Annotated in this window: 23 protein-coding genes and 1 pseudogene; 20 read left to right on the top strand and 4 right to left on the bottom strand. The window is 38.1% G+C overall.

Features of this window, described 5'->3' with window-relative positions:
- Positions 1-59: 59 nt before the first annotated feature.
- Together mobB and mobA are read right to left on the bottom strand one after the other, a co-directional pair.
- On the bottom strand, positions 60-1,337 hold the full coding sequence (mobB, locus tag NBX25_RS10120; RefSeq protein ID WP_076350992.1) for a conjugal transfer protein MobB: 1,278 nt from the start codon (positions 1,335-1,337) through the stop codon (positions 60-62).
- Positions 1,337-1,762, bottom strand: a complete 426-nt coding sequence (gene mobA / locus NBX25_RS10115) for a conjugal transfer protein MobA (RefSeq protein ID WP_076350994.1) — start codon at positions 1,760-1,762, stop codon at positions 1,337-1,339. The genes mobB and mobA overlap by 1 nt, the downstream gene beginning before the upstream one ends.
- Before the next feature lie 681 nt (positions 1,763-2,443).
- On the opposite strand from mobA, the gene NBX25_RS10110 reads away from it, so the two are divergent.
- The 20 genes and pseudogenes from NBX25_RS10110 (at position 2,444) to NBX25_RS10015 (ending at position 18,570) form a co-directional block, all read left to right on the top strand.
- Positions 2,444-3,211 carry a ParA family protein gene (locus tag NBX25_RS10110; RefSeq protein WP_076350998.1) on the top strand — a complete coding sequence of 256 codons (768 nt, stop codon included), beginning with the start codon at positions 2,444-2,446 and terminating at the stop codon, positions 3,209-3,211.
- A gap of 11 nt (positions 3,212-3,222) precedes the next feature.
- Positions 3,223-3,624 carry a DUF3408 domain-containing protein gene (locus NBX25_RS10105; protein WP_123861470.1) on the top strand — a complete coding sequence of 134 codons (402 nt, stop codon included), beginning with the start codon at positions 3,223-3,225 and terminating at the stop codon, positions 3,622-3,624.
- A gap of 6 nt (positions 3,625-3,630) precedes the next feature.
- Positions 3,631-3,927 carry a DUF3408 domain-containing protein gene (locus NBX25_RS10100; protein WP_284346219.1) on the top strand — a complete coding sequence of 99 codons (297 nt, stop codon included), beginning with the start codon at positions 3,631-3,633 and terminating at the stop codon, positions 3,925-3,927.
- A 96-nt stretch (positions 3,928-4,023) separates the two neighbouring features.
- Positions 4,024-4,551 (top strand): hypothetical protein, encoded by a 528-nt coding sequence (locus tag NBX25_RS10095; protein WP_123867285.1) that lies wholly within the window; start codon positions 4,024-4,026, stop codon positions 4,549-4,551.
- 161 nt (positions 4,552-4,712) lie between these two features.
- On the top strand, positions 4,713-5,504 hold the full coding sequence (locus tag NBX25_RS10090) for a hypothetical protein (protein WP_250253554.1): 792 nt from the start codon (positions 4,713-4,715) through the stop codon (positions 5,502-5,504).
- Positions 5,505-5,706: 202 nt separating this feature from the next.
- On the top strand, positions 5,707-6,015 hold the full coding sequence (locus NBX25_RS10085) for a DUF4134 domain-containing protein (RefSeq protein WP_076351006.1): 309 nt from the start codon (positions 5,707-5,709) through the stop codon (positions 6,013-6,015).
- 7 nt (positions 6,016-6,022) lie between these two features.
- On the top strand, positions 6,023-6,349 hold the full coding sequence (locus tag NBX25_RS10080; RefSeq protein WP_076351008.1) for a DUF4133 domain-containing protein: 327 nt from the start codon (positions 6,023-6,025) through the stop codon (positions 6,347-6,349).
- A 7-nt stretch (positions 6,350-6,356) separates the two neighbouring features.
- Positions 6,357-6,998, top strand: coding sequence for a hypothetical protein (locus NBX25_RS10075; protein ID WP_123861466.1), 642 nt, complete (start codon positions 6,357-6,359; stop codon positions 6,996-6,998).
- A gap of 22 nt (positions 6,999-7,020) precedes the next feature.
- Positions 7,021-9,587 (top strand): annotated as a pseudogene (locus tag NBX25_RS10070) (TraG family conjugative transposon ATPase).
- A 58-nt stretch (positions 9,588-9,645) separates the two neighbouring features.
- Positions 9,646-10,251 (top strand): DUF4141 domain-containing protein, encoded by a 606-nt coding sequence (locus NBX25_RS10065; RefSeq protein ID WP_378114386.1) that lies wholly within the window; start codon positions 9,646-9,648, stop codon positions 10,249-10,251.
- Positions 10,252-10,266: 15 nt separating this feature from the next.
- Positions 10,267-11,286 carry a conjugative transposon protein TraJ gene (gene traJ / locus NBX25_RS10060; protein ID WP_076351014.1) on the top strand — a complete coding sequence of 340 codons (1,020 nt, stop codon included), beginning with the start codon at positions 10,267-10,269 and terminating at the stop codon, positions 11,284-11,286.
- 2 nt (positions 11,287-11,288) lie between these two features.
- Complete coding sequence (traK, locus tag NBX25_RS10055; protein WP_123871817.1) at positions 11,289-11,912, top strand: conjugative transposon protein TraK; 624 nt, start codon at positions 11,289-11,291, stop codon at positions 11,910-11,912.
- A 64-nt stretch (positions 11,913-11,976) separates the two neighbouring features.
- Positions 11,977-12,264 (top strand): TraL conjugative transposon family protein, encoded by a 288-nt coding sequence (locus tag NBX25_RS10050; RefSeq protein ID WP_076352062.1) that lies wholly within the window; start codon positions 11,977-11,979, stop codon positions 12,262-12,264.
- Positions 12,245-13,597, top strand: a complete 1,353-nt coding sequence (gene traM / locus NBX25_RS10045) for a conjugative transposon protein TraM (RefSeq protein WP_250253553.1) — start codon at positions 12,245-12,247, stop codon at positions 13,595-13,597. The genes NBX25_RS10050 and traM overlap by 20 nt, the downstream gene beginning before the upstream one ends.
- Positions 13,598-13,611: 14 nt before the next feature.
- Positions 13,612-14,499 carry a conjugative transposon protein TraN gene (traN, locus tag NBX25_RS10040; RefSeq protein WP_250253552.1) on the top strand — a complete coding sequence of 296 codons (888 nt, stop codon included), beginning with the start codon at positions 13,612-13,614 and terminating at the stop codon, positions 14,497-14,499.
- 11 nt (positions 14,500-14,510) lie between these two features.
- Complete coding sequence (locus NBX25_RS10035) at positions 14,511-15,068, top strand: conjugal transfer protein TraO (RefSeq protein ID WP_250253551.1); 558 nt, start codon at positions 14,511-14,513, stop codon at positions 15,066-15,068.
- Positions 15,069-15,092: 24 nt separating this feature from the next.
- Entirely contained in the window at positions 15,093-15,557 is a 465-nt protein-coding gene (locus tag NBX25_RS10030) for a DUF3872 domain-containing protein (protein ID WP_502799749.1), read from the top strand.
- Positions 15,558-15,844: 287 nt separating this feature from the next.
- Positions 15,845-16,615 carry a helix-turn-helix domain-containing protein gene (locus tag NBX25_RS10025; RefSeq protein ID WP_250253550.1) on the top strand — a complete coding sequence of 257 codons (771 nt, stop codon included), beginning with the start codon at positions 15,845-15,847 and terminating at the stop codon, positions 16,613-16,615.
- Between the two features lie 91 nt (positions 16,616-16,706).
- A complete protein-coding gene (locus NBX25_RS10020) occupies positions 16,707-18,203 on the top strand; it encodes a DoxX family protein (RefSeq protein ID WP_250253549.1) in 1,497 nt (498 codons plus the stop codon).
- A gap of 109 nt (positions 18,204-18,312) precedes the next feature.
- Positions 18,313-18,570 carry a DUF6520 family protein gene (locus NBX25_RS10015; RefSeq protein ID WP_076351028.1) on the top strand — a complete coding sequence of 86 codons (258 nt, stop codon included), beginning with the start codon at positions 18,313-18,315 and terminating at the stop codon, positions 18,568-18,570.
- A gap of 16 nt (positions 18,571-18,586) precedes the next feature.
- On the opposite strand, the gene NBX25_RS10010 is transcribed toward NBX25_RS10015, so the two are convergent.
- Together NBX25_RS10010 and NBX25_RS10005 are read right to left on the bottom strand one after the other, a co-directional pair.
- A complete protein-coding gene (locus NBX25_RS10010; RefSeq protein WP_250253548.1) occupies positions 18,587-21,088 on the bottom strand; it encodes a S9 family peptidase in 2,502 nt (833 codons plus the stop codon).
- Entirely contained in the window at positions 21,088-22,449 is a 1,362-nt protein-coding gene (locus tag NBX25_RS10005; protein ID WP_250253547.1) for a RagB/SusD family nutrient uptake outer membrane protein, read from the bottom strand. Before NBX25_RS10005 ends, NBX25_RS10010 begins: the two co-directional genes overlap by 1 nt.
- Positions 22,450-22,457 lie beyond the last annotated feature (8 nt).

The raw sequence follows: 22,457 nt of genomic DNA, 5'->3' as shown, positions 1-22,457 counted from the left end.
GGGCCACTTACGGTTTTTTGTAGGCTGTACCATCTTTCTGACGCTTTTGCTGGCGATTATCAGGTGGGGCGTTTTTTTCGTTTTTTCTTCATCTGATATTCAAATGCTTGCTCTTCGGAATCTTCGGCAAATGTGCCAGTGAGTAGTGATTCGAGGAACCCAAAACCATCAATGTTAGAAAGATTTACCATAAAATCAAAAAACGGATGTAAGTTATCTGATGTGGCCGTATTATTAGTTGAATTTGTCTGATTAATAATAATTGGCTGTACTATTTTATTTTGGTTCAGTTTTAAGTCGTGACTAGAAAATAGTTCTTGAAAGGCATTCGCTGAGAATTGCTTTCCTAGTTGGGAACCGTTAAACACATTCCTTGTATTATGGTCTATGAAGGTAATGCCGTAAATTCGGTCTTGCTCATTTCTCCTGATAACAGTGTTAATTCCATGTTGGATCAAATATTCCTTAAAGGTCTTTTCGTTTGAATTTAGCTGCATTGCTTGCACTATAATTTGCGTAAGCGAAGATTTTGCTGATGCGCTCTTTTCCTTGCTTTTATCAAAATGCGCTCTGAGTTCTTTTAGGCCAGACTGTTTACCAAACAATGAAGATTTAAAGGGATTGCTTACTTTATTCCCATTTTCATCTGTAGCGAAATACACCAATCCCTCTTTGATTTCCCCTCGGTGTTCCTTTTTGATGTACTCAGACGTTATATTAAAAAGTGACAACAATGCATTATAACTTCCTAAGGTCTGGAAATGGTAGTACTTGGGAAGATAACGAACAATAGATGCGATCTGAGCTTTAATGCTTCCTGTCATGTAATGAACTGGATTTAATGGGATGCTGGGATCGCCAAACTGCTTTTCTGTTGCAGGAGATAGGTTAAACTTTGTTTCGAGTTCTCTACAGATATCCATTGATTTTTTCTTTTCAAATGAATCCGGAATTTTAATACCCTTACAATCAACTGTTGTTGATACAATGTGTATATGCGTACGTTCGATGTCAGTATGCTTGAAGACGACATAAGGTTGTTCGCCATAGCCCAATTTCTGCATGTATTCCTCAGCAATCTTTATATAGTCCTCATCAGAAATACTATCGTTTGGATCTGGATTAAGTGAAATATGAAGTGCCGTTTTCTCGGTGTTTTTATTTGCCAGTAAATAAGGGGCAAAAGAAGTTAAGAGTTGCATTGCCGTATAATTTCCGTCAGCAGTTTCCTTCATATGATGAAGGTGCAAAATCTCGCCATTATTATTGAGTACTTTGCCTTGGTTGTACAGTAAAGCGCCATAGATATTAGTTCCTCTTCCTATTTTTGCGACCATTAATTTTCTTTTTTTAGCAGGTACTCTGTTTCAAACTGTTTGGTGAGAATCAGTATTTCCTTACATAAGTTGGCTAATTCAAGGGTGTACTTTTCCAATTTACCAACATATAGTATCGTTTTTTTATCACTGAAGTTCGTATGTATCACCTTCACTACCTGATTGTAATTTACACCAATGGCTCTGAATTGTGCGAAGAAATGCGATAATTTGGTTGTGTATTCATTTGCGCCAGCATCTATTTTAATTGATTTTATGCGTCTCTCAAATAATAGTGATACAATAAACTTTGCTTTTGTATCCAATCCGCTCTGCTCAAAAAGTGATAGAAACCTTGTGTTTTCTGTTTCTGTTAATCTGAAAACATAGCGGTGTACCGCCCTGTTTAATTTTGGATTTCTCCCGCCTTTGTGTTGTGCATTCATATCTTTTTGACAAAACTTATCTGTTTTGAAAGCAACAAACCACGTTTTTGCTTATTCTTTCCTAAGTCGGCGTTTGATAGCCGAAAAGAATACAATAATTAATAAAATATTCAAATAGTACATCCGACTTCGGAGGATGTACTGAGCTCTCGGCAGGAGCAAGTCGTTTTGGGGCACAAAACGAGTTTTGAGGCACTCAAAACACAACTTGCTCTGTTCACGGGAACAGAAATAAAAAAAATACTACAGTAGAAGTTAATCCTAAAAGGATTAAGTCAATTTCGGAAAAGATAGGTTAGTATGTCCCTGATAGCATTAATGCCTATTAAAACTGTTTTCCTTTACAACAAATGGGGAAGATTGGTAAACCTGCATTTTGGTCAGGAATGTAACATGTCAATAAGTAGGTAATAAAAGTATTAGGTTTTAAAAACATAAAAACATAAAAGTGTAAAAGCGTAAAAGCGGTAAAGTTGGCAAAATGTCTTTTGTATCTACCTGTGAATGATTTTACATTTTCATTTATGGTCATATTTCCACCTTGGTAATCATATAAAAAGTAATATAACAACTTGTATACAAGGTATTACACACTGCAATTGTCGAAGTAAAGAGATAAAATATGTTTCTGCATTCCCGCTTTTGGGGTTAAATGGTAAAATGATTAATAATATATAAGCAATGGAAAAAAAGAAGAAAACTTTAAAGGTCAGCATTTATACTCAAAAAGGAGGAGTGGGGAAGTCCACAATCACAACTTTGCTGGCAAGTGTGCTGCATTATCGATTAGGTTTTAATGTTTTGGTTATGGACTGTGACTTCCCACAGCATAGTCTGAGTAATATGCGAGAAAGAGATAGAGTAAGTATCATGAATAGTGAATATCACAAGAAGGCAGCTATGAAGCAATTCCAGACCATTAATAAGAAAGCTTACCCGATTATTAAGAGTAAGGCGGATATAGCTCTGGAAACAGCTTTAGAGAATATAAGTCAGCTTTCTGTTGAGCCAGATATTATATTCTTTGATTTACCGGGTACAGCCAATACAAAAGGCGTGTTAACCGCGTTAAAGTCGATGGATTTTATTTTTTCTCCGATCACTGCTGATCGTCTTGTCGTGGAGAGTACACTTGCATTCAGTAAGGCCTTTCTTCAACTTCCTCCCTCAGATGATGAGAACGAAAGGCTAGCCCTCTGGCTGTTTTGGAACCAAGTTGATGGACGTGAAAAGACAGGTCTCTACAATGCATACCAAGAGGTGATCGAGGAGCTTGGTCTACTTATGATGAAAACAGGTATTCGGGATAGTAAGCGGTTTAGAAAAGAGACGGATGATACGATTAATTACGTTTTTCGATCCAGTCTGCTACCAGCTGAATTGCAGCTATTGAAGGTTACCCGCTTTGACCTATTTATAACGGAGTTTCTAAAGATCATTCACCTATAAATTTTAAAGAAATGACAAGAGGAAAGGAACGAAAAGATTTTGACAGACCTGTCGTCGATGAAGATTATCTCATGCAGATTATGAGTGGGGATGAGCCGACTCTAGATAAGATTATCGATAAACAGGATGAACCAAAAGAGAGCAAACCCCGCGAACGGGCAAAATCATCATTAGCTAAGAAAGTTGATTATGAAGAAACGTTTCTGGTCAACCGTTTTCCTTCGGGAAGAAGTGGTAAGGTTGTATACATTCGATCGGAATTCCATGAACGTTTGCTTCGGATCGTACAATTGACAAGGGAAGATAAAGTAACGCTGTACTCTTACATAGACAATATTTTGGAATATCATTTCAGGGAATTTGGGGGTGACATCACTGATTACTTTAATGACCGCTTTAAACCGATAATATAATTGACAATGAAAAAGACACAAAACAAAGTTGAAGTTACTATTAAGGTAAATCAAGAAACAGGAATTGCTAAGGGAACATATGAAAAGTTGTTCCTAGACAAAAAAAATATGGAAAAAAGAGGTGAAAAAAGTATCTATATGCGGGAAGAGTACCACCAACGTTTATCCCGGATTGCCCAAATCATTGGCGGAGATAAGATCCCTCTCTATGCCTACCTCGACAATATACTTTCACATCATTTTGACCTATTTGAGTCGATGATAATTGAGGAATTTGAAGCTAACTGTAAACCTCTTTTTTGATGTGTTATGGAAGGTTTAATACAAATTGTGATCCTGGTCTGCCTTTTTACAATTATCGTTTTGCTTGCTATTGATAAGGTTAAAATAGTTAAGTCCGTGAAAACACCGGAACCGAAGGCGGTTTCTTCCCAATTACCTGATGTTATGGGCAAAACCCATAAGGACACAGATCATAGGTTAAGTGAAGACAGAATTAGCGGTAGGCCATTGATAAAACCTAAAACTGATGAATTGGATCAACCTAACAAAGTTTTGGAAAATCAATTAAATCCACAACTGGAGGGCGAAGTACCTATTGATCCGATCGAAGATGAAGAATGGTTGGAGGATGAATTTCCACCTTATGATGAAAGATTCAGTCAGGGTGTTTCCCTTGAAGAGTTGTTGACGGTAGGAAAACTTCTCCAGCAAAATGATCTCGAATCGGAGCAGCAAAATAAGGTAATTGATGTTATGCAAAAAATACAGGGGACGGATTTATACAATGTTTTAGAGAATACAATTGAAGGTGCTTCCCAAAGGGTAGCAATTTTACTTGATAAAACTTTAGATAGCAAGAACTTGAACGTTGTGGCACCATCTGAAGGCCAGTTGGACGATTTTGATATTGGTAATTTTTTATGATAGGATCAAGTTCGATTGCAAGGTAGAGCTTGACGAAAACAATGCATCAATGGGACACTATAGGAATAATTAGTACTTAATTATCTCATTCTGTTCATCCTTTTCCTGTTTCCGCAGATTTTAGCAGTCTTGGAATTAAGAAAAACTAAAATCAAAATGTTATGGAAACAAACCTGCCTATTTACAAATGGGAAAATTTCGAATTTCTTGTTGATGTTGAAAATAATTCTGTGCGAGAAACGTCAAATCCCAGAAATACTTATTCTATGTTTCAAATGAACGATCTAGGGAAAGAAGGTTATTCGTTTGAGCACTACGATGAATCTACCGGTAAATCCTTTATGGTCGATCTGCCTCCACTGGTAACCTTGGATCCGAATGGTATGGCATTAAAATACAATAAGTCAGTGGAAGAAATTCAGGGGTCAAGTGATTTTGAGGTTATGGTTGATCAGGACTTGCTTATAAAGCGAATTTCTTCCGGCCAACTTCCAACTATTACAATTGCCGATAGTATTTTCTATGCAGATGCCCGAATAGATTTATTAAGGCCCAAAGATGATTTTTCAACAATGGGAATCCGTTTTGACGACCTTGACGATTATTATGTTGTGGAAACCAACACTTATGCATTTCCCTACAATCCACGCACGCATGAAATTGGAAAGCTGGACTATGAGAATATCACTGAATATCCAAAGGATCTGTTATTCGTTGAAATTCCAGATGTGAAAGTACTCGATCCTGTCGGCTGGAACAGGCGAAACGGATGGCCTGAAACAGATGATCTAAAGTGGGTTGGATTGAAGCTTGAATTTGAGGCTAAGATTGTTCCCTGGAAACAAACAGGGATAGATGATCTTATTACTGAAAACAGATTAAAGAAACCTATTCAGAAAGCCGTCAAAGCACAGGAAAATTCTTTCAAAAACAAAAGAGGACCAAAGCTATAAATATATAAATGGCTAATAGTAAGGAGCCGCCAAAGTTGAGTACTTTGGCGGTTTTTTTTGTATCAAGAATATGTTCAATTAGGAAACCTTAGGCCAATTTAGTCCACTCTATACCACTCTCCCCAATTTCATTTCATTCCCGTGACACCTTTGTTTCCAAGCCCGCACAGGCGGGGATTACGAACTAAAAATGTAATGAAACATGAAAAATCGAAGACTAAAAATTCTGTTAGTATTTGCCATTTGCTTTTCCTTCCAAAATGTGCTCCTAGCCCAAGGAAATGGTGTAGCAGGTATATCAGAAGCAACCCAAATGGTAACCAGCTATTTTGATCCTGCAACCAAGCTGATCTATGCGATCGGTGCTGTCGTCGGACTGATTGGAGGGGTGAAAGTGTATAATAAATTTTCATCTGGAGACCCTGACACGAGTAAAACGGCGGCGAGCTGGTTTGGGGCATGTATTTTCCTGATTGTGGCTGCAACAATATTGCGTTCATTCTTTCTATAAAATTGCTATGAAGTATCATATTAATAAAGGAATAGGGAGGACGGTTGAATTCAAAGGTTTGAAAGCTCAATACCTTTTTGTTTTTGCCGGTGGGCTGCTTACTGCTCTCATCCTTGTGATGATCATGTATATGGTTGGAATCCACATGTACCTGTGTCTTAGTTTCTGTCTCAGTACTGCTTCACTTATTATCTGGAAAACTTTCGCGCTTAATGCAAAATATGGCGAGCATGGTCTGATGAAGCTTGGCGCAAAAAATAAGCACCCAAAGTATATCATCAGCAGAAAGATTATTACCAAGTATCTAGTATGTAAGTCACCTAATGGAAAATAACATGGATATGGCGAATGAAGAAAGATTGTTACCGATGATCAGTTTAGTTCCAGGGTCGGACTTTTATGTGGATGCATTGAACTATCGGTTGATTGATACGCAGGATAGAAACAACATAATCAGTGGACGAAATATTAATCACTGTGGTCGTGAGCTTCACTTTCATTTTGATGAAGAGACCAGAAATGTCGGAGAGCTTTCGTGCGGTAACAAGGATCAGTATAAGGAAATTCATTTGCAGCAACTTGAAATTTACGACCGCGAGGGATCGAGGTTACTATGGGAATATGTAGGACAGATGCATCCACGTGTCAAAGCAATCGAAGTTGAAATAGCAGAAATAAAGTTTCTCTATGAGTTTCAGAACATTTGCTTTCGCGAAAAGGAAAACCCCTTCAACTTGTTGACTCGCCAGGATCTTCACTTGGATATTAACAATGACCAGCTAGGATTCTACATTGACAGAAAACTTCGATGCCCACCACTGTGTAAGGATCTTCGGGATCATAAAAACGGTCAACAGAATCCTGATTTAATCTTTGTAGACACGGTAAAGATTGGCAGGTCAATCGAGTTGGTCCGAAATGAAAAATGGGTTGCCACTCAGCGGCTTCGAGCCCAATCAAGAAAACTGCGCAACCGTAGATAATAAAAAAACAAAAATCTTTACAATGAAAAATATTAGCAAGGCTACCACCTTGGAAAGTAGATTTCCATTGCTGGCCGTAGAAAATAACTGTATCATCTCAAAGGAAGGGGATATCACGTTATGTTTTCAAATTTTTCTTCCTGAGCTCTTCACCGTAGGAGCTGATGTTTATGAGTCTATTCATTCTACGTGGAGCAAGGCTGTTAAAACACTTCCTGATTTTACCATCGTACATAAGCAGGATTGGTACTTAAAAGAAGAATATAGACCCGACTTAGAAAATGCTGAGCACAGTTTTTTATCGCGTTCCTTTCAAATGCATTTTAATGAACGCCCCTTTTTAAATCACTACTGCTATGTTTTTATAACTAAAACTACTAAAGATAGGATGCGTATGCAAAGCAACTTTAGTAGTCTTTGTAAGGGAAACTTAATCTCAAAGGAGGTCAGAGATAGGGAAGGTATGCGACGATTTGTAGAGAACGTTGCGCAATTCCAGCGTATCATCAATGACAGCGGATACATCAAAATGAATCAGCTCGAAGAGTCTGACATTATCGGAACTAAGGATGGAAGTGGAATACTGGATCAGTATTTCACACTGTCACGCGGAAAAGATGTGCCCTTAGAAGACCTGGCACTAGGTGCTGAGGAACTACGAATAGGAAGCAACCGAATGGTTTTGCATACGCTTTCAGATACCGATGATCTACCTGGTGTCGTTTCTGAATCGCAACGATATGACAGATTATCGACCGACAGAAGTGACTGTATGTTATCGTTTGCCTCCCCCGTTGGGCTAATGTTGAGCTGTAATCACATTTATAATCAATACCTCTTCATTGACAATAGTTCCGATAATTTACGAAAGTTTGAAAAATCTGCCCGTAATATGCATTCACTTGCAAGGTATAGCCGTGCCAATCAGATAAATAGGGAATGGATCGAAAGGTATTTGAATGAGGCACATTCTCATGGGTCTCCTTCTATTCGGGCGCATTTCAATGTATTTGCGTGGTCTGAAGATCGAGAAGAATTACGACAAATAAAGAACGATGTAGGAAGTGCCTTGGCATTGATGGAATGTAAACCACGTCATAACACAGTTGACGCTGCCACATTATTTTGGGCGGGGATACCAGGCAACTCAGGTGACTTCCCTTCTGAAGAATCCTTTTACACCTTCATTGAACCAGCTCTTTGCTTTTTTACGGAGGAAACGAACTATAAGGATTCATTGTCGCCATTTGGGATCAAACTCGCAGATAGGCTGACGGGTAAGCCAATCCATTTGGATATTTCGGACTTGCCTATGAAAAAAGGCATTATTACCAATAGAAACCGTTTCATTCTGGGGCCATCTGGGGGTTGGCGGGCTACCCTTAATTGAGTAGCCCGCCAACCCTTCAAAAAAATGGAAGTGGAAAATCATTCTTCACCAACCATATGGTGAGGCAGTATTATGAGCAGGGGACGCATGTGCTTTTAGTGGACACTGGAAATTCTTATCAAGGTTTATGCGAGCTTATCAAGGGAAAGACGAAAGGCAGTGATGGCGTTTATTTTACTTACACCGAAGATAATCCGATTTCGTTCAACCCTTTCTTCACGGACGATAATGTGTTTGATATCGAAAAAAGAGAGAGCATCAAGACGCTTATCCTTACCCTTTGGAAACGTGATGACGAAGCGCCGAGGCGTAGTGAAGAGGTGGCTTTGTCAAATGCGGTTGCGGGTTATATCGAGCAAATAAAATCATCAACTGTTCAACCAAGTTTTAATGGCTTTTATGAATATGTGAAAGGAGACTATAGAAGGGTACTTCAGGAAAAGGAAGTCCGCGAAAAAGATTTCGACCTTGCAAATTTTCTAAATGTGCTGGAACCATATTATAAAGGTGGAGAATATGACTATTTGCTGAACTCAGAAAAAGAGCTTGATCTACTTAATAAGAGATTTATTGTCTTTGAAATTGATGCTATAAAAGATCATAAAATCCTATTTCCTGTTGTGACAATAATCATAATGGAAACCTTTATAAATAAGATGCGCAGATTAAAAGGTGTTCGTAAAATGATACTAATTGAAGAAGCCTGGAAGGCCATTGCGAAGGAAGGAATGGCGGAATATTTAAAGTATCTCTTTAAAACGGTTAGGAAGTTTTTTGGCGAAGCGGTAGTGGTAACCCAGGAAGTGGACGACATTATTCATTCACCGATTGTACGTGAAAGTATCATTAATAATTCAGACTGCAAAATACTGCTCGACCAACGAAAGTACGCTAATAAGTTTGATGACATTCAAAAAATGCTGGGGCTGACCGAACGCGAAAAATCTCAGATTTTAAGTATTAACCAGGATAATGACCCCACACGCCTCTACAAAGAAGTTTGGATCGGTTTAGGTGGAACGCATTCCGCAGTATATGCCACAGAAGTGAGCCACCACGAGTATTTGGCGTATACAACGGAAGAATCTGAAAAATTAGAAGTGATGAATCTTGCGCAGGAAATGGGTGGCGATGTTGAGGGAGCGATCAAGAAAATATCCCTACGAAGGATCAAGGGACTGTCGAGAGAAGACAATTAACTATTTAATAACAATCCTAAAAATTTAGAAAATGAAAAATTTTATTATCACCGTAGTAATGGTGTTAACAGTAGCCATTACCCAAAAAGTACAAGCACAGTGGGTCGTAACCGACCCGACAAATCTGGCTTCTGGAATTTTAAATTCTGCCAATGAAATTGTACAGACCTCCAGCACTGTATCAAATGTTGTGAAAAATTTTAACGAAGTCAAGAAAGTTTACGAGCAGGGGAAGGAATACTATGATAAGCTAAAGGCCGTAAACAATTTAGTCAAAGATGCCAGGAAGGTGCAGCAGACGGTATTGCTGGTCGGAGATGTCAGTTCAATGTATGTAAACAATTTTGGGAAAATGTTGAATGACAATAATTTTTCTCCGAATGAACTTATGGCTATCGGTAACGGCTATTCTGCACTATTAAATGAGAGTACTGAGCTGCTTAAGGATCTCAAGCAGATCGTCACTTCAAGCAGTCTTTCATTAAATGATAAGGAACGAATGGAAATTATCGACCGCGTATATAAGGAGGTCAAAGAATACCACAGCCTTGTTCGATACTATACGAGTAAAAACATTTCTGTCAGTATTCTTCGCGCAAAGAAGCAAAACAATACCAAAAGGGTAATGGAATTATATGGAACAGATGGACAAAAGTATTGGTAAATCAAAAGAAGAATTATGGAATTTAATAATCTACATGAGCTCCTTCGGGGGCTCTACGATGAGATGCTTCCGATGTCTGCTACAATGGCAACCGTTGCCAAAGGTGTTGCCGGATTGGGTGCATTGTTCTATGTCGCACTAAAAGTGTGGCAGGCATTGAGCAGAGCGGAACCTATCGATGTTTTCCCTTTACTTCGACCGTTTGCGATTGGAATGTGCATCATGTTCTTTCCAACCATCGTACTGGGAACCATTAATGCGGTTTTAAGTCCGGTTGTGCAAGGAACACATAGTATGCTGGACAATCAGGTGCTTGACCTAAATAAGCTACAGGAGCAGAAGGACCTATTGGAAAAGGAAGCAACACTGAGAAATCCAGAAACAGCCTATCTGGTCAATAACGAGGAATTCGACAAAAAACTGGAAGAGTTGGGCTGGGCGCCAAATGATCTGGTTACTATGGCAGGAATGTATATGGATCGCACGGCTTATAATATGGAGCAGGCTACAAAAAAGTGGCTTCGGGAACTGCTGGAAATCCTCTTTCAGGCTGCTGCTTTGGTCGTCGATACAATTCGAACATTTTTTCTGATCGTGCTTTCTATATTAGGCCCCATAGCATTTGCGATCAGCGTATGGGATGGTTTTCAGAGTACATTAAGCCAGTGGCTGACACGGTATATAAGTGTTTACCTATGGCTTCCTGTGGCGGATATGTTCAGTGCAATGCTTGCGAAAATCCAGTCTTTGATATTAGAGCGGGATATTGAAATGCTCAACGATCCAACATTTATTCCCGACACCAGTAACACCGTATATGTGATATTCATGATCATTGGAATTGTTGGTTACTTCACCATACCTACAGTGACGGGCTGGATTATCCAGGCTGGAGGCGCTGGGAACTTTACCAGAAATGTTAGTCAAATGGCTATGCGTAGCGGAAATGTCGCTGCTGCTGGTGCTGGAGCTGCCATCGGCGAAGTTGGAGGTCAACTTATGGGTAATAATCAAGGTGGGCAAAAAACGAAATAGTTATGGAGTTTAAAACTTTAAGAAATATAGAGAATAGCTTTAGACAGATCCGGCTATACGCTATTGTTTTTGCATTGCTTTGCTTTGGAGTGACTGGATTTTCAGTCTGGAAATCCTATTCTTTTGCAAATGTGCAGCGGGAAAAGATTTATGTTTTGGATCAAGGTAAATCCCTAATGCTGGCTTTATCACAGGACGCTGCCATTAATAGGCCGGTTATGGCCAGAGAACATGTGCGTAGATTTCACGAGCTGTTTTTTACGCTTGCTCCCGACAAAGCTGCCATTGAAAGTAATATGAAACGCGCATTTGATCTGGCGGACAAAAGTGCCTACGACTACTACCATGATCTTGCAGAGAAGGGATACTATAATCGGATTATCTCTGGTAATGTGCAGCAACGTATTGAGGTTGATAGCGTTGTATGCAATTTTAATTCTTACCCCTATGCTGTGACTACCTATGCCAAGCAGTTCATTATAAGATCCAGTAATCTGACCAGGCGAAGTTTGGTTACTTCCTGTACACTCTTGAACAGTGTGAAATCAGATAATAATCCACAGGGATTTCAGATTTTGAAATTCGGTGTATTAGCAAATAAGGACGAAGAGGTTATCGAGCGGTAGAAACAAGTAGTAGACGAATGAAAAATCTGCACAACGAAGGTTCATTATAGCTAAAAAAAATAACATGAAAAATTTTAGAAATACAATCGAAAGCGAGTTAGAAAAACTCGATAATAGGTGGCAGGCACTACCGCTAAAGACCCAATGCAGGTATGTCATTATTCTTTTTGCTTTTTACCTCACAATGGGCATTGGTGTGCTTGTCAAGGTATGCTATGATCTGGGCAAAGAGGATCGACAAATGGAAATAAGCCATATAGAATCTCCCTCCATTAATGATGGTTCATCTGCGAGGAAGGATTCTATCCTAATTAACTATAAAAAATATAGAAATGGAAGAGAGAGAGAATAAACGCATAAGTATAATCGTCGATGATGAAACTGGCAGTGATAGTTCCAATTTAACCGATAGTAAATCAAAAGTTGACAAGTTCAAAAAACCGTTGATTTTTGGAATCATGGGAATTGTTTTTATTGCGTGCCTGTATTTGATATTTAAGCCAAAAAGTTCTGGTAGCGCGATAGATGAAAAGGGATTAAAAAATGTTGTTCCCGAAGCTACGGACAAAGGTTTGCAGGCGGATAAACAAAAGGCATACGAGAAAGAGATGTTGGATGAAAAGGAAGCTGAAAAAAGAAGTTCATTGCAATCACTGGCTGATTATTGGAATAACAACGGCGATAGCACTACAGCAGGAGAATTTCCTGGGTCTACCGCAAGTGTTGGAAATACATCAGGAAATATTGGAAACCCAGGTTACCAAAATAATTCGTTAACGAGCTACAGAAATGCACAAAGTACGCTGAGTTCCTTTTATCAAGATGATGACAGGGAGAAATTGGAATTGCGCAGGAAAGTTGATCAATTGCAAGAGAAGCTTTCTGCAAAGGATGTTCCGGCTGCTCCTACCTTGAATGACCAGCTAACTTTAATGGAAAAGTCGTATCAAATGGCATCAAAATATCTTCCCAGTGGAACCCAAGGAACGGATATGACAGCAGCAGCATCTTTTAAAGATTCAGCAAATTATAATTATCATAAAAGTCCAAGCAAAACCGAAAAAACGGAAAGTCTAAAGGGACTACGAAAAAGTATAGTCAGCGCTTTGTATCGCGAACAAGATGACAGCACTTTCCTAGCAAGTCTGGAAGGTGAAAGGAATCATTCCTTTTTAACGGTAGGGGCAAGAGAAAAAATGGGGATTGCAAGGAATAGTATACGTGCTATAATTATGGAAACTAAAACTGTTACGGCGGATGGCTCTGTAAAGCTGAGATTACTGGAAGATGCAACGATTGCGGGCTACAGCGTTCCCAAAGGGACAGAAATGGAGGCTGGTACAAAATTTCAGGGGAATAGGTTACAGTTAAAAGTTTCATCAGTTGAGGTCAAGGGGAATATCCTGCCTGTTGAGATACTTGCTTATGATGTGAATGGTCAATTAGGGTTATCCGTTCCAAGGTCTGATGAAATCAATGCCGCTGGTGAGATAGCTGCTAATATGAGCCAAAGTTCCGGTATGAATATTTCCATGTCGCGTTCAGCAGGACAGCAGGTTGTTGGCGACCTGACACGCGGTCTTGTGCAGGGAGTTTCGGGATATTTTTCAAAAAAAATAAGGACTGTCAAGGTGACCCTTAAAGCCGGTCAGCAAGTCTTGCTGGTTACGAAAAAGAATAATTAACAAAAATCAAAAAGATGAATATCATAAGGAATACAGTTTTAATAGTCCTTTTGGTGGGACTATTTATAAAAACTTTTGGACAACAATCCGATCTTGAAAAGGGAAGGGTCGAAGCCTATAGGCTTGAGGTAACATACAACAAGACTACTCATTTAATCTTTCCTGTTGCGATAAGATATGCAGATCTGGGTTCAGAGTTGCTTACTGCTGGAATCGCGGAAGATGCTCAGAACGTGCTGCGTGTTAAAGCTGCGGTAAAGGATTTTAGTGAAGAAACTAATTTTAGTGTAATTACAAAGGATGGGCAATTCTATAATTTTAATGTGACATACAATGGTTATCCGCAAACATTAAATTATGACCTGCATAAAATGCAACAAGAGGGGGAACGTGTCGAGCAAAAAAATGTCCAGTTTGAGGAACTAGGTTTTAACCCACCATCATTAACGGAAACGGTGATGAAGACCATTTATCAGCAAGACAAACGGTACATCAGACACATAGGATCTAAATCGTATGGTGTGCAATTTATCCTGAAGGGCATATTTGTGCACAATGGTAAATTTTACTTTCATACGGAGGTCAAGAATAAATCGAACGTTCCTTACTTAATTGATTATTGCACTTTCAAGATTGTGGATAAACAGGTTGGTAAAAGGACAGTATCGCAGGAAAAACAGCTTGCACCATTACGTGAATATCCGATGATGGAGATCGTTTCAGATGAATCATCGGCATCAAATGTCGTGCTTCTCGATCAATTTACCATTAGTGATGATCAGGTTCTAAAGATCGCATTGTATGAGAAGAATGGAGGTCGAAATCAGGTGTTAGAAATAGAAAATTCCGATCTGGTGAATGCGAAATCTGTTTCGGATATGAAAATCAAAATTAGTCAGTAAAAAAATATCTTATGAAAAAGTATATCATTGTTTTGATACTTATGCTTATAAGTATTCATGGATATTCGCAACGCATGGTCTATAAACAAAAAGCGCTAGAGGTAAGTGGCGGAATGCTGGCAAGTAAAGATGTAAGTTCTAATTACTACGTCAATTTAACCCTAAATAGCTTCGGCAGGCGCGGGAACTACTGGATTTGGAGTGCAGAATTTCAGCGTCGTACTACAGATTATAAGCAGTGGACGCTCCCGTTGGAAAATTATTTGGGTGAGATTGGATATAGTGTACAGTTGCTTTCGGATGCAAGAAAGTTTATCACACTTAATGCGGGATTGACCGGTGTTGCCGGATATGAAGTTTTGAATCGTGGCGATAGAATACTTTCAGACGGCGCGCTGTTATTGAATGATGGTGGTTTCATGTTCGGCACGGCAGGTAGATTATCTCTTGAAACTTATTTGTCCGATAATATCGTTTTGCTTTTACAGGGACGCATTAGAGTGCTTTGGGGAACAGATTTGGATCAATTCAGACCCTCTTCAGGGATTGGATTACGCATTAACTTTTGAAAAAATAATGTTATGAAAAATATAATGCATATTAGTCAAATGTCATTTGGTACGCTTGTACTGGGGTTGATGGCGATTGTTGGAATTATCTTCTTGTCAGGCTGTACAAAAGATACTTTGGATATCCAGGAGAATTTTCCTTTTGAGGTAAAGGTAATGCCTGTACCAAAAGATATAGCACTGGGTGAAACAGTGGAAATGAGAATATCGATTATCTCGAGTGGTGAGTACGCTGAAAATAAGTATCACATACGTTATTTTCAGAACGACGGACAAGGAACATTGAGGTATTTTGATCATAAACCTTATCTGCCAAATGATCTATACCCGTTAATGCAAAAGGAATTCAGACTTTATTATACCTCTGAGTCATTTGTAGCACAGAATTTTGACGTATGGATCAGTGATAGTTTTGGTAATGAAAAGCAGCTATCATTCCAGTTTAACAATAAGAAGCTAGGCCCCATTATTATTGGCCCAGTTAGATAATTTCTAAAGCTGGAATTGTTTGTTACTTTTATAAAACGAAAATCCTACACTACCAGAATGAGCCCATGCTCGATTGGACGGCTTTAAAGCCGTCCTTTTTTGTTACAATTAAAGGATCGGTAATGTGTTGTAACGCATTTAATTGGTAATTTATTGTATGTTATTTCTTTATTAGATTAAAAATATTATATTTAAAAAACTATAGGCCGTAAATTACACTATACGAAAACTTATTATAATGCCAGTTCTGAGATCGGTCTTACTTTGAAAACTAACTATAGGTTACAATGAATTTTTACACCATTTCATTATTGGATGATTTGGCGGGGCGAAATATCTCTAAATTTTGCAATTTAAACTTTGTGAAGCCAGCCGTTTTGTTCTCCGATCAACTGGAATTATCTATGCGTTTGCAAAGTATTGTGGATAGCTTTTATGCAATTTTAAAAAAGCTTGATATTATTCCGAATGAAGCATTCAAGAAGGAATATGTGTGTAGTTTTGATTTTACAGATTTAAATGATTACGACCCCACCGTGCTCGATGTTATTGCTAAGACGAATTGGAAAGCTCAGGCTTATAAGGATGTATTTCCAGTTCATCACCGTTATACTGAAGGGGACAGCATGCATCTTGTCGTTGGAATAGCATACTTGGAAGATATCAGGAATGGTTACTTGCATTTTGTCGATCTTTTCGTTCCAAAACATGTACTGCAAGATGTTCCATCCGATGTCTCGTATATAAAGGATCTACTAAAGTCATATAACCAAGGATTTAAACAGACTCTTCAAAATTATATTGAATCCGAAGGTTATATTTATGAGCATTTTCAGCGCGACTCCAAGATCTGTCTTGGTGATTCCTTTTATCGGTTTTGGTTAAAAATTAAGATGTTGGAAGCTGTGAGTGATATCGCCTTTACAACCCTTAGTCTGAAGGAAATAGCATTCAAAAATAATTTCTCTGATTACGAGAACATGCACAAGGTTTTTGTAAGGAATGGAATTCGTCTTGGTGATATTCCGCGATTGGCAAAACTGAAGGTTCGTAAATAAATATTTGGCATGTTTTTCCCCAAAATGGAAATATTATCATCAATATTGTCCGTATTATATTTTCCTGTATTGGCGAAATTTGTAATAATCAATGCCAATGGTTATGAGGGTTATTAATTTTATTTGGAAACACTTAGTAAAGATTGTCAGTATTTTACTTGCCTTACTGTTCATTTATGCAGCTGCCAGTAAATTATTTGACTTTGAAGCATTTCAGGTTCAATTAGCCCAATCTCCACTATTGAGTGCCTATGCTGGAGTTATTTCTTACGGAATTTTGGTCATTGAGTTTTTGGTGGCAATCATATTATTGATTCCAAATAGCAATAAGGTAGGACTATATGCATCAATTGGCCTTATGTCAGCATTCACACTGTATATATATCTTATCTTAAAATATAGCGATTTCGTTCCATGCTCATGTGGAGGTATTCTAGAAAAATTAGGATGGACTGAACATTTGATCTTTAATATTTTCGTTTTAGTGTTATCATTTATTGCGCTAATTGTTTTGGTGAAAAAAATGGGAAGGTCTGGACTTAAAGAACTTGGAGTTGGAGGACTAATTATTGTTATCAGCTGTCTATTCGTTTTTGCACTTTTCCGAAGTTCAGAACATATTATTAAAAGTGATAATAATTTCACCAGAAGGTTTTTGCCGCACCCTGTACTCATTGAAAAAACAAAAGACTTAAAAGTGAACTCTTTCTATCTGGCAGGAATTGAAGAGGGTATTTTATATCTTGGAAATATCAGTGCACCGTTGATTGTTACGACAATTGACACATCATTAACCGTGTTTTCCCAAATGCATACAATAATTGATAAAAAAGATTATAATTTCCGGAATGTAAAGCTTCAAGTCCGAAAACCATATTTTTATGTGTTTGACGGTACAGTTCCTATAATATATAGAGGAAATCTTGGTGATTCTATCGCACGGACATTAAGTTATAAGGATGCATTTTTTAATCAAATGGTCATTCTCGATTCCACGAGGTTTGCCATCAGAACACAGAGAGGATCAGACCGGAGTTATACATTAGCTTTGCTGGATCTAAGTAGGAATTCGAAGGTAAAATTAAAATCAAATATACTTCAAGGACAGATTGATGGTGTATTTTCTGTTGATGGCTCACTAATTTCCAACAGCAATGCGACGAAATTGGTATATACATACGTTTATCGAAATCAGTTTATTGTGATGGATAGTACGATGAAAATTGATAATCGTTTTCAGACAATCGATACAACCACACATGCCAAAATAACAATTACAAAATTGTCGGACGGGAGCAAAAAAATGGGAGCACCTCCATTTACTGTAAATAAAAGATCTGTTATTGCTGGTAAATTCTTATTTAATGAATCTAATTTGAAGGGGCAATATGAGACCTCCGAGTCTTGGCGAACCTCGTCTATAATTGACGTCTATAATACCGAGCAACAGCAATATATAGGTAGTTTTTATATTAACCATAAAAAAGGTGAAGCGCTGTCTTCCTGGTTAGTAAGTGGGAGTTATCTGTATGTAATTGTCGGCAATGAGTTACGACGTTATAAAATTAGGGGGGAGGTTTTTAAATAGAATTATTTCGAAATCGACAGTTCTGGGAGCCGTCGATGGATAGGATTGATAGGGAATTAGCCGAAAACCCTGTAATAGATTAGGCGATAACCGATTAAATTATGATAGCATGAAAAAATTACTTATTCCTGTTCTTACTGTAGCAGTAGGTATAGGGGCAGCTTTTGCTGGCAATCAGGTAAGCAAATCATCTAAAATTATTCCTACTTTCCGTATTGAAGGAAATCAATGTGTACAAGTAGAACAAGACTGTGATAATGCAGGCTCTTTTCTATGTACTTTAGATGGATCAAGTTCCGTGCAGTTGTACCAATTCAAATTGAACGAAACAACCTGTTCAACTGAAATGCACAGAAGTCAGCCGTAAAGAAAAGAAAGGATGCCTAATCGGCATCCTTTTTCAATTGATTGATCCAGTCTATATTTTTTTCATTTTTCAGATGGTAATCCCACCATTGTATTATCCGTGTACTAAGATCTTGTTCAGCTGATGTACCGTTGATAAAAGCATGGCTTTGGTTTGGATAAAATAAAGCTATAACATCTTTTTTATAGCGTTTTAAGCCTATGAAAAATTCCATTACCTGGTCCCATTGAATATTTTCATCTTTTTTGCCTGCCCAAAGAAGTATTGGGGCATTCACTTTTTCTACATTTAAAATAGGACTGTTTTTCAGATATAAAGACTTGTCTTCTGCAACGGATTTCCCCAGTTCATATTGTTCATTTTCAAACTGCCAATAAAAGGGACTGATAAAGTTGTAATTATAGGAATAGTAAGAGCGAATAATATCACTGTTACCAGCTCCGGAGACATATGTGGCAAATCGGTTTGAATGGGTGGCGATAAAATTTGTCTCATATCCACCATGTGAATGGCCCCCGAGCCCAATTTTTGTCGCGTTAATATTGGGGTTCTTCAGCACGCGGTCTAAACCTCGTTCTACGCATTCTAGCGCCGATAACCCGGTACCTGAGTCATTATATAAAATATCTGGTAGGAAGACAAAGTAACCCCTTTCAATTAAAGTCCTTATCTGGAATCCGACCGGAAACTCATTATTGGGTGAAAGATATTCATTTGACTCCTGTCTTTGTCTTTGGTAGATGTGAACAACCATTGGATATATCCGTTTTGGATCAAAATTAGTAGGATAGTATAAAATGCCATTTAGTTTTTTTCCGATGGCATCAAAAGAAATGATTTCCTGTTTGATCCTTTTGGCACTTTTATCATGTGAATAACATTCCATGATTATCTTTGCTGTCTTTGCTCCACTATAATGCCGTAAAAACGGTGGTTTATTGAAATTTTCCTCTACTGTATAGAAGTTCCTAAACTTTTGATCAAATACGATGTGGTTGATCCGATTATCAGTAGACGGAATAACTGTTTTTGATTTTCTATTTTCGATAAGGTAGTAGGAGGTTGTATTGTTCAGCAAACTATAACCTTCAACTAACAGTGGTTCTTGCACAGACAGAGATGGAGCGCGGTTATCATTTTTATAAACGTTGTTTTTAATCCTAGTTATTTGACCATGTGCAATATTCATTGGACTAAGCTGTTCTTTCTTGAGGTTATAAATCCAGAAGTCATCCGAACTTTCAAAAAAGATTTTTTCACCGTCTTGCGAAAAGACAGGAAGCTCTAATCCTTCCTTGTCTATTACACGTTTAGTTTTTCCTGAAACATCAAATAAAGTCCATTTAAGTCCATCTGTGCTCGCAAGGAATCTGGTGCCATCGGGCGAAGATATAACTTGTTCAAAAATTGTTTTATGTACCTTTCTGCGGTTTAACCTTCTGACCGCTTTAAAATTGCCGATGGGGATGAAGATATCCGAAAAGCTATCATATATATGGGCATCATTGAGGTCTTCTGGACTGAGATTAGATGTCAGGTAATTGAAGTCTTTACGGGGAATATAGGTTAAGAAAAATCTTTCATTATTTAGCGCTTTAACTTCGAATCCTTTGGTCGATGTTAACTCTTTAATAATGGATTTAGTCGGATTATAAAACCAGAATTTTTGTGATTTGGCTTTAAAATACAGTTTATCCTGTCCCAGATACGTATCATTACCATACCAAATTTCTACATCCTCCTTCTGGATCTCGTCAAATTTAACCTTCGCCTCCAGTAGGAATGCCTTACCTTTCTGGATTTCTGTAAAACTTATTTCTGCCAGTTTGGGTATTGGAATTTTAATGTCAGTTCCAGTTGTTCCAACAATTACAAGCTGGTCATCTGGCTCACCTTTAATCCCTTCGGTAATAAATAGTTTGTCACCAGAAATACTAATATCGGTTTTTCTTATATTATGAGGTGTACTATAAGCACAACGGATATGTTTCGAGGAGAGATCCCAGATTTCATGGCTGTTTTCAACTTTGCGTACCACATACAATCTATTTTGTTTATTGATACCAAATCCCTCGATATTGTTTAACTGTTCTAATTTACCGCTCTGATCATATATTTCGATTGTCTTTGCCCTTGTTAGCAGAGCATATCGATTTAGAGCAGTTAATGCATAAACATTGCTGATATTTTCGTGCAAAGATTTACTTCCATTTTTAAGATTGATAACTTCAACGTTATCCCTATTTTTTCCTATGACGAGCTGGTCATTTAAAAAGGTGGCACTGCCCGCTATTTTGTGGAGGTTTTTTCCAGACAGACTTTCAGCAACGTAGGTAGTGTCTGTGGCGTTCCTGGAAAATTTATTGATAGATATCCATTTACCTGCGGGAGAAAGTTTTGGTGCTCCTCCCAATTTGGCGAACTTCGTTTTCCAGGCTGTTATAGTGTCCGGATAGCTTTGTCCCGAAACGCAAATGCAGCCTGTAAACAGCAGTAATATTTTTATTGTAGTCAACATTAATATCCGGGGTTTTGAGGTTTCAGGTTAGCATTTAAAAGAATTTCTTTTTGAGGTATTGGCCATAATTGATGGAAATCTTTCCAGTTTTGTTTTGTCGCTTGTAGCGTGTTCAATTTTCCTGTTCTTTTTAAATCTAGAAAACGATGTCCCATTTCCACAAAAAATTCTCTCTTATCTTCAAGTAGGATCTCCTGCAGAAGTAGTTCCTTAGCGATTGGGATTGTAAGAGGAGCAAGTTGCGCGCGCAGTTTTATTGCATTGACGTAGGGCAGTGCCTCATCAACCTTATTCTCCTGAGCAAGTGTTTCTGCCAGTAAGAGATATGCTTCTTCAAGCCTAAACACAATCGAATATTCGTTGGTATTGGTGTTATTACGATTTTTATATTTCTCCACTCTGTAGTAGGAAACGCCACCAAAATCTACACGTCCTATCCAGTTCTGTTTACGGAGATCATTATCCTGAAATGTGTTGATCAACGATTCCGAAATTGCGTAAATATTTGGTAATGAATTGGTGAAATAAAATATTGTGGCCTGCTGTAAAGAAGCATTGTTGTTAGGTTTTAGTTGCCATATTACTTCTTTTCCAGATTTTGTAAAAACCTTTGTAATGTCAGATTCGATCTGATACATGGGGCTCTGTATAATTTCTTTCAATAAAATTTCAGCTTTATCCCAGTTCTGCCTCGCCATATATACTTTAGCCAGTAGCAGTTTCGCTACAAATCTGTTCGGGTAAATCCTCTCGGGATCTTTATATTCATTTTGAAGTAGCGAAGAGACTTCCAGAAGATCACGTTCCAAATTTGTCAGTACGGTGATTGATGATGTTTTTTCAATGACATTATTGACTTTGTAATCTGTTGATTCAGGATAGGGAATATCTCCATAAAGTTGGTTTAAATAGAAGAACATAATACTTCTTGTCAGTAGAGCCTGCCCGCGGAACCAGTTTTTGTCACTGGCTGAAATTCCTTGTGAACCTGAAATTCCCTCTATAATAGCATTCGCAGTGTAGATGTGCTTGTAAGCGGTTGCCCACGCGTTCAGCATGATACTGTTTGTATCTGTGTGCAGATTTAAAAACAGATCTCTGCTATCAGATGCGGTTGTCGTATAATTTCGGAGTTCATCTGTATATGAGCTCAAATAAGTCTCAAGATCACCGCCCGCAATTGGGGAACTTTTCATCAGGTCGGCATAGTGTGCAGCAAGAGCAGCATTTGCTGTCTGAATATCCTCGAAAACTTTACTTTGGTCGATCTGGTTGTCAGGTGTATTTACATCTAATAATCTATCGCATGATGCGGCTGTTAAAATGAATATCATCAGTATGACAAAATTTATCTTTTTCATTTTCTTTT

Origin of the sequence: Chryseobacterium sp. Marseille-Q3244, from assembly GCF_940807095.1 — a bacterium.
In the GTDB taxonomy this organism is placed as follows: Bacteria; Bacteroidota; Bacteroidia; order Flavobacteriales; family Weeksellaceae; genus Chryseobacterium.
Note: the sequence above shows the minus strand (reverse complement) of the source record. Positions and strands in the feature narration are given on the sequence as shown.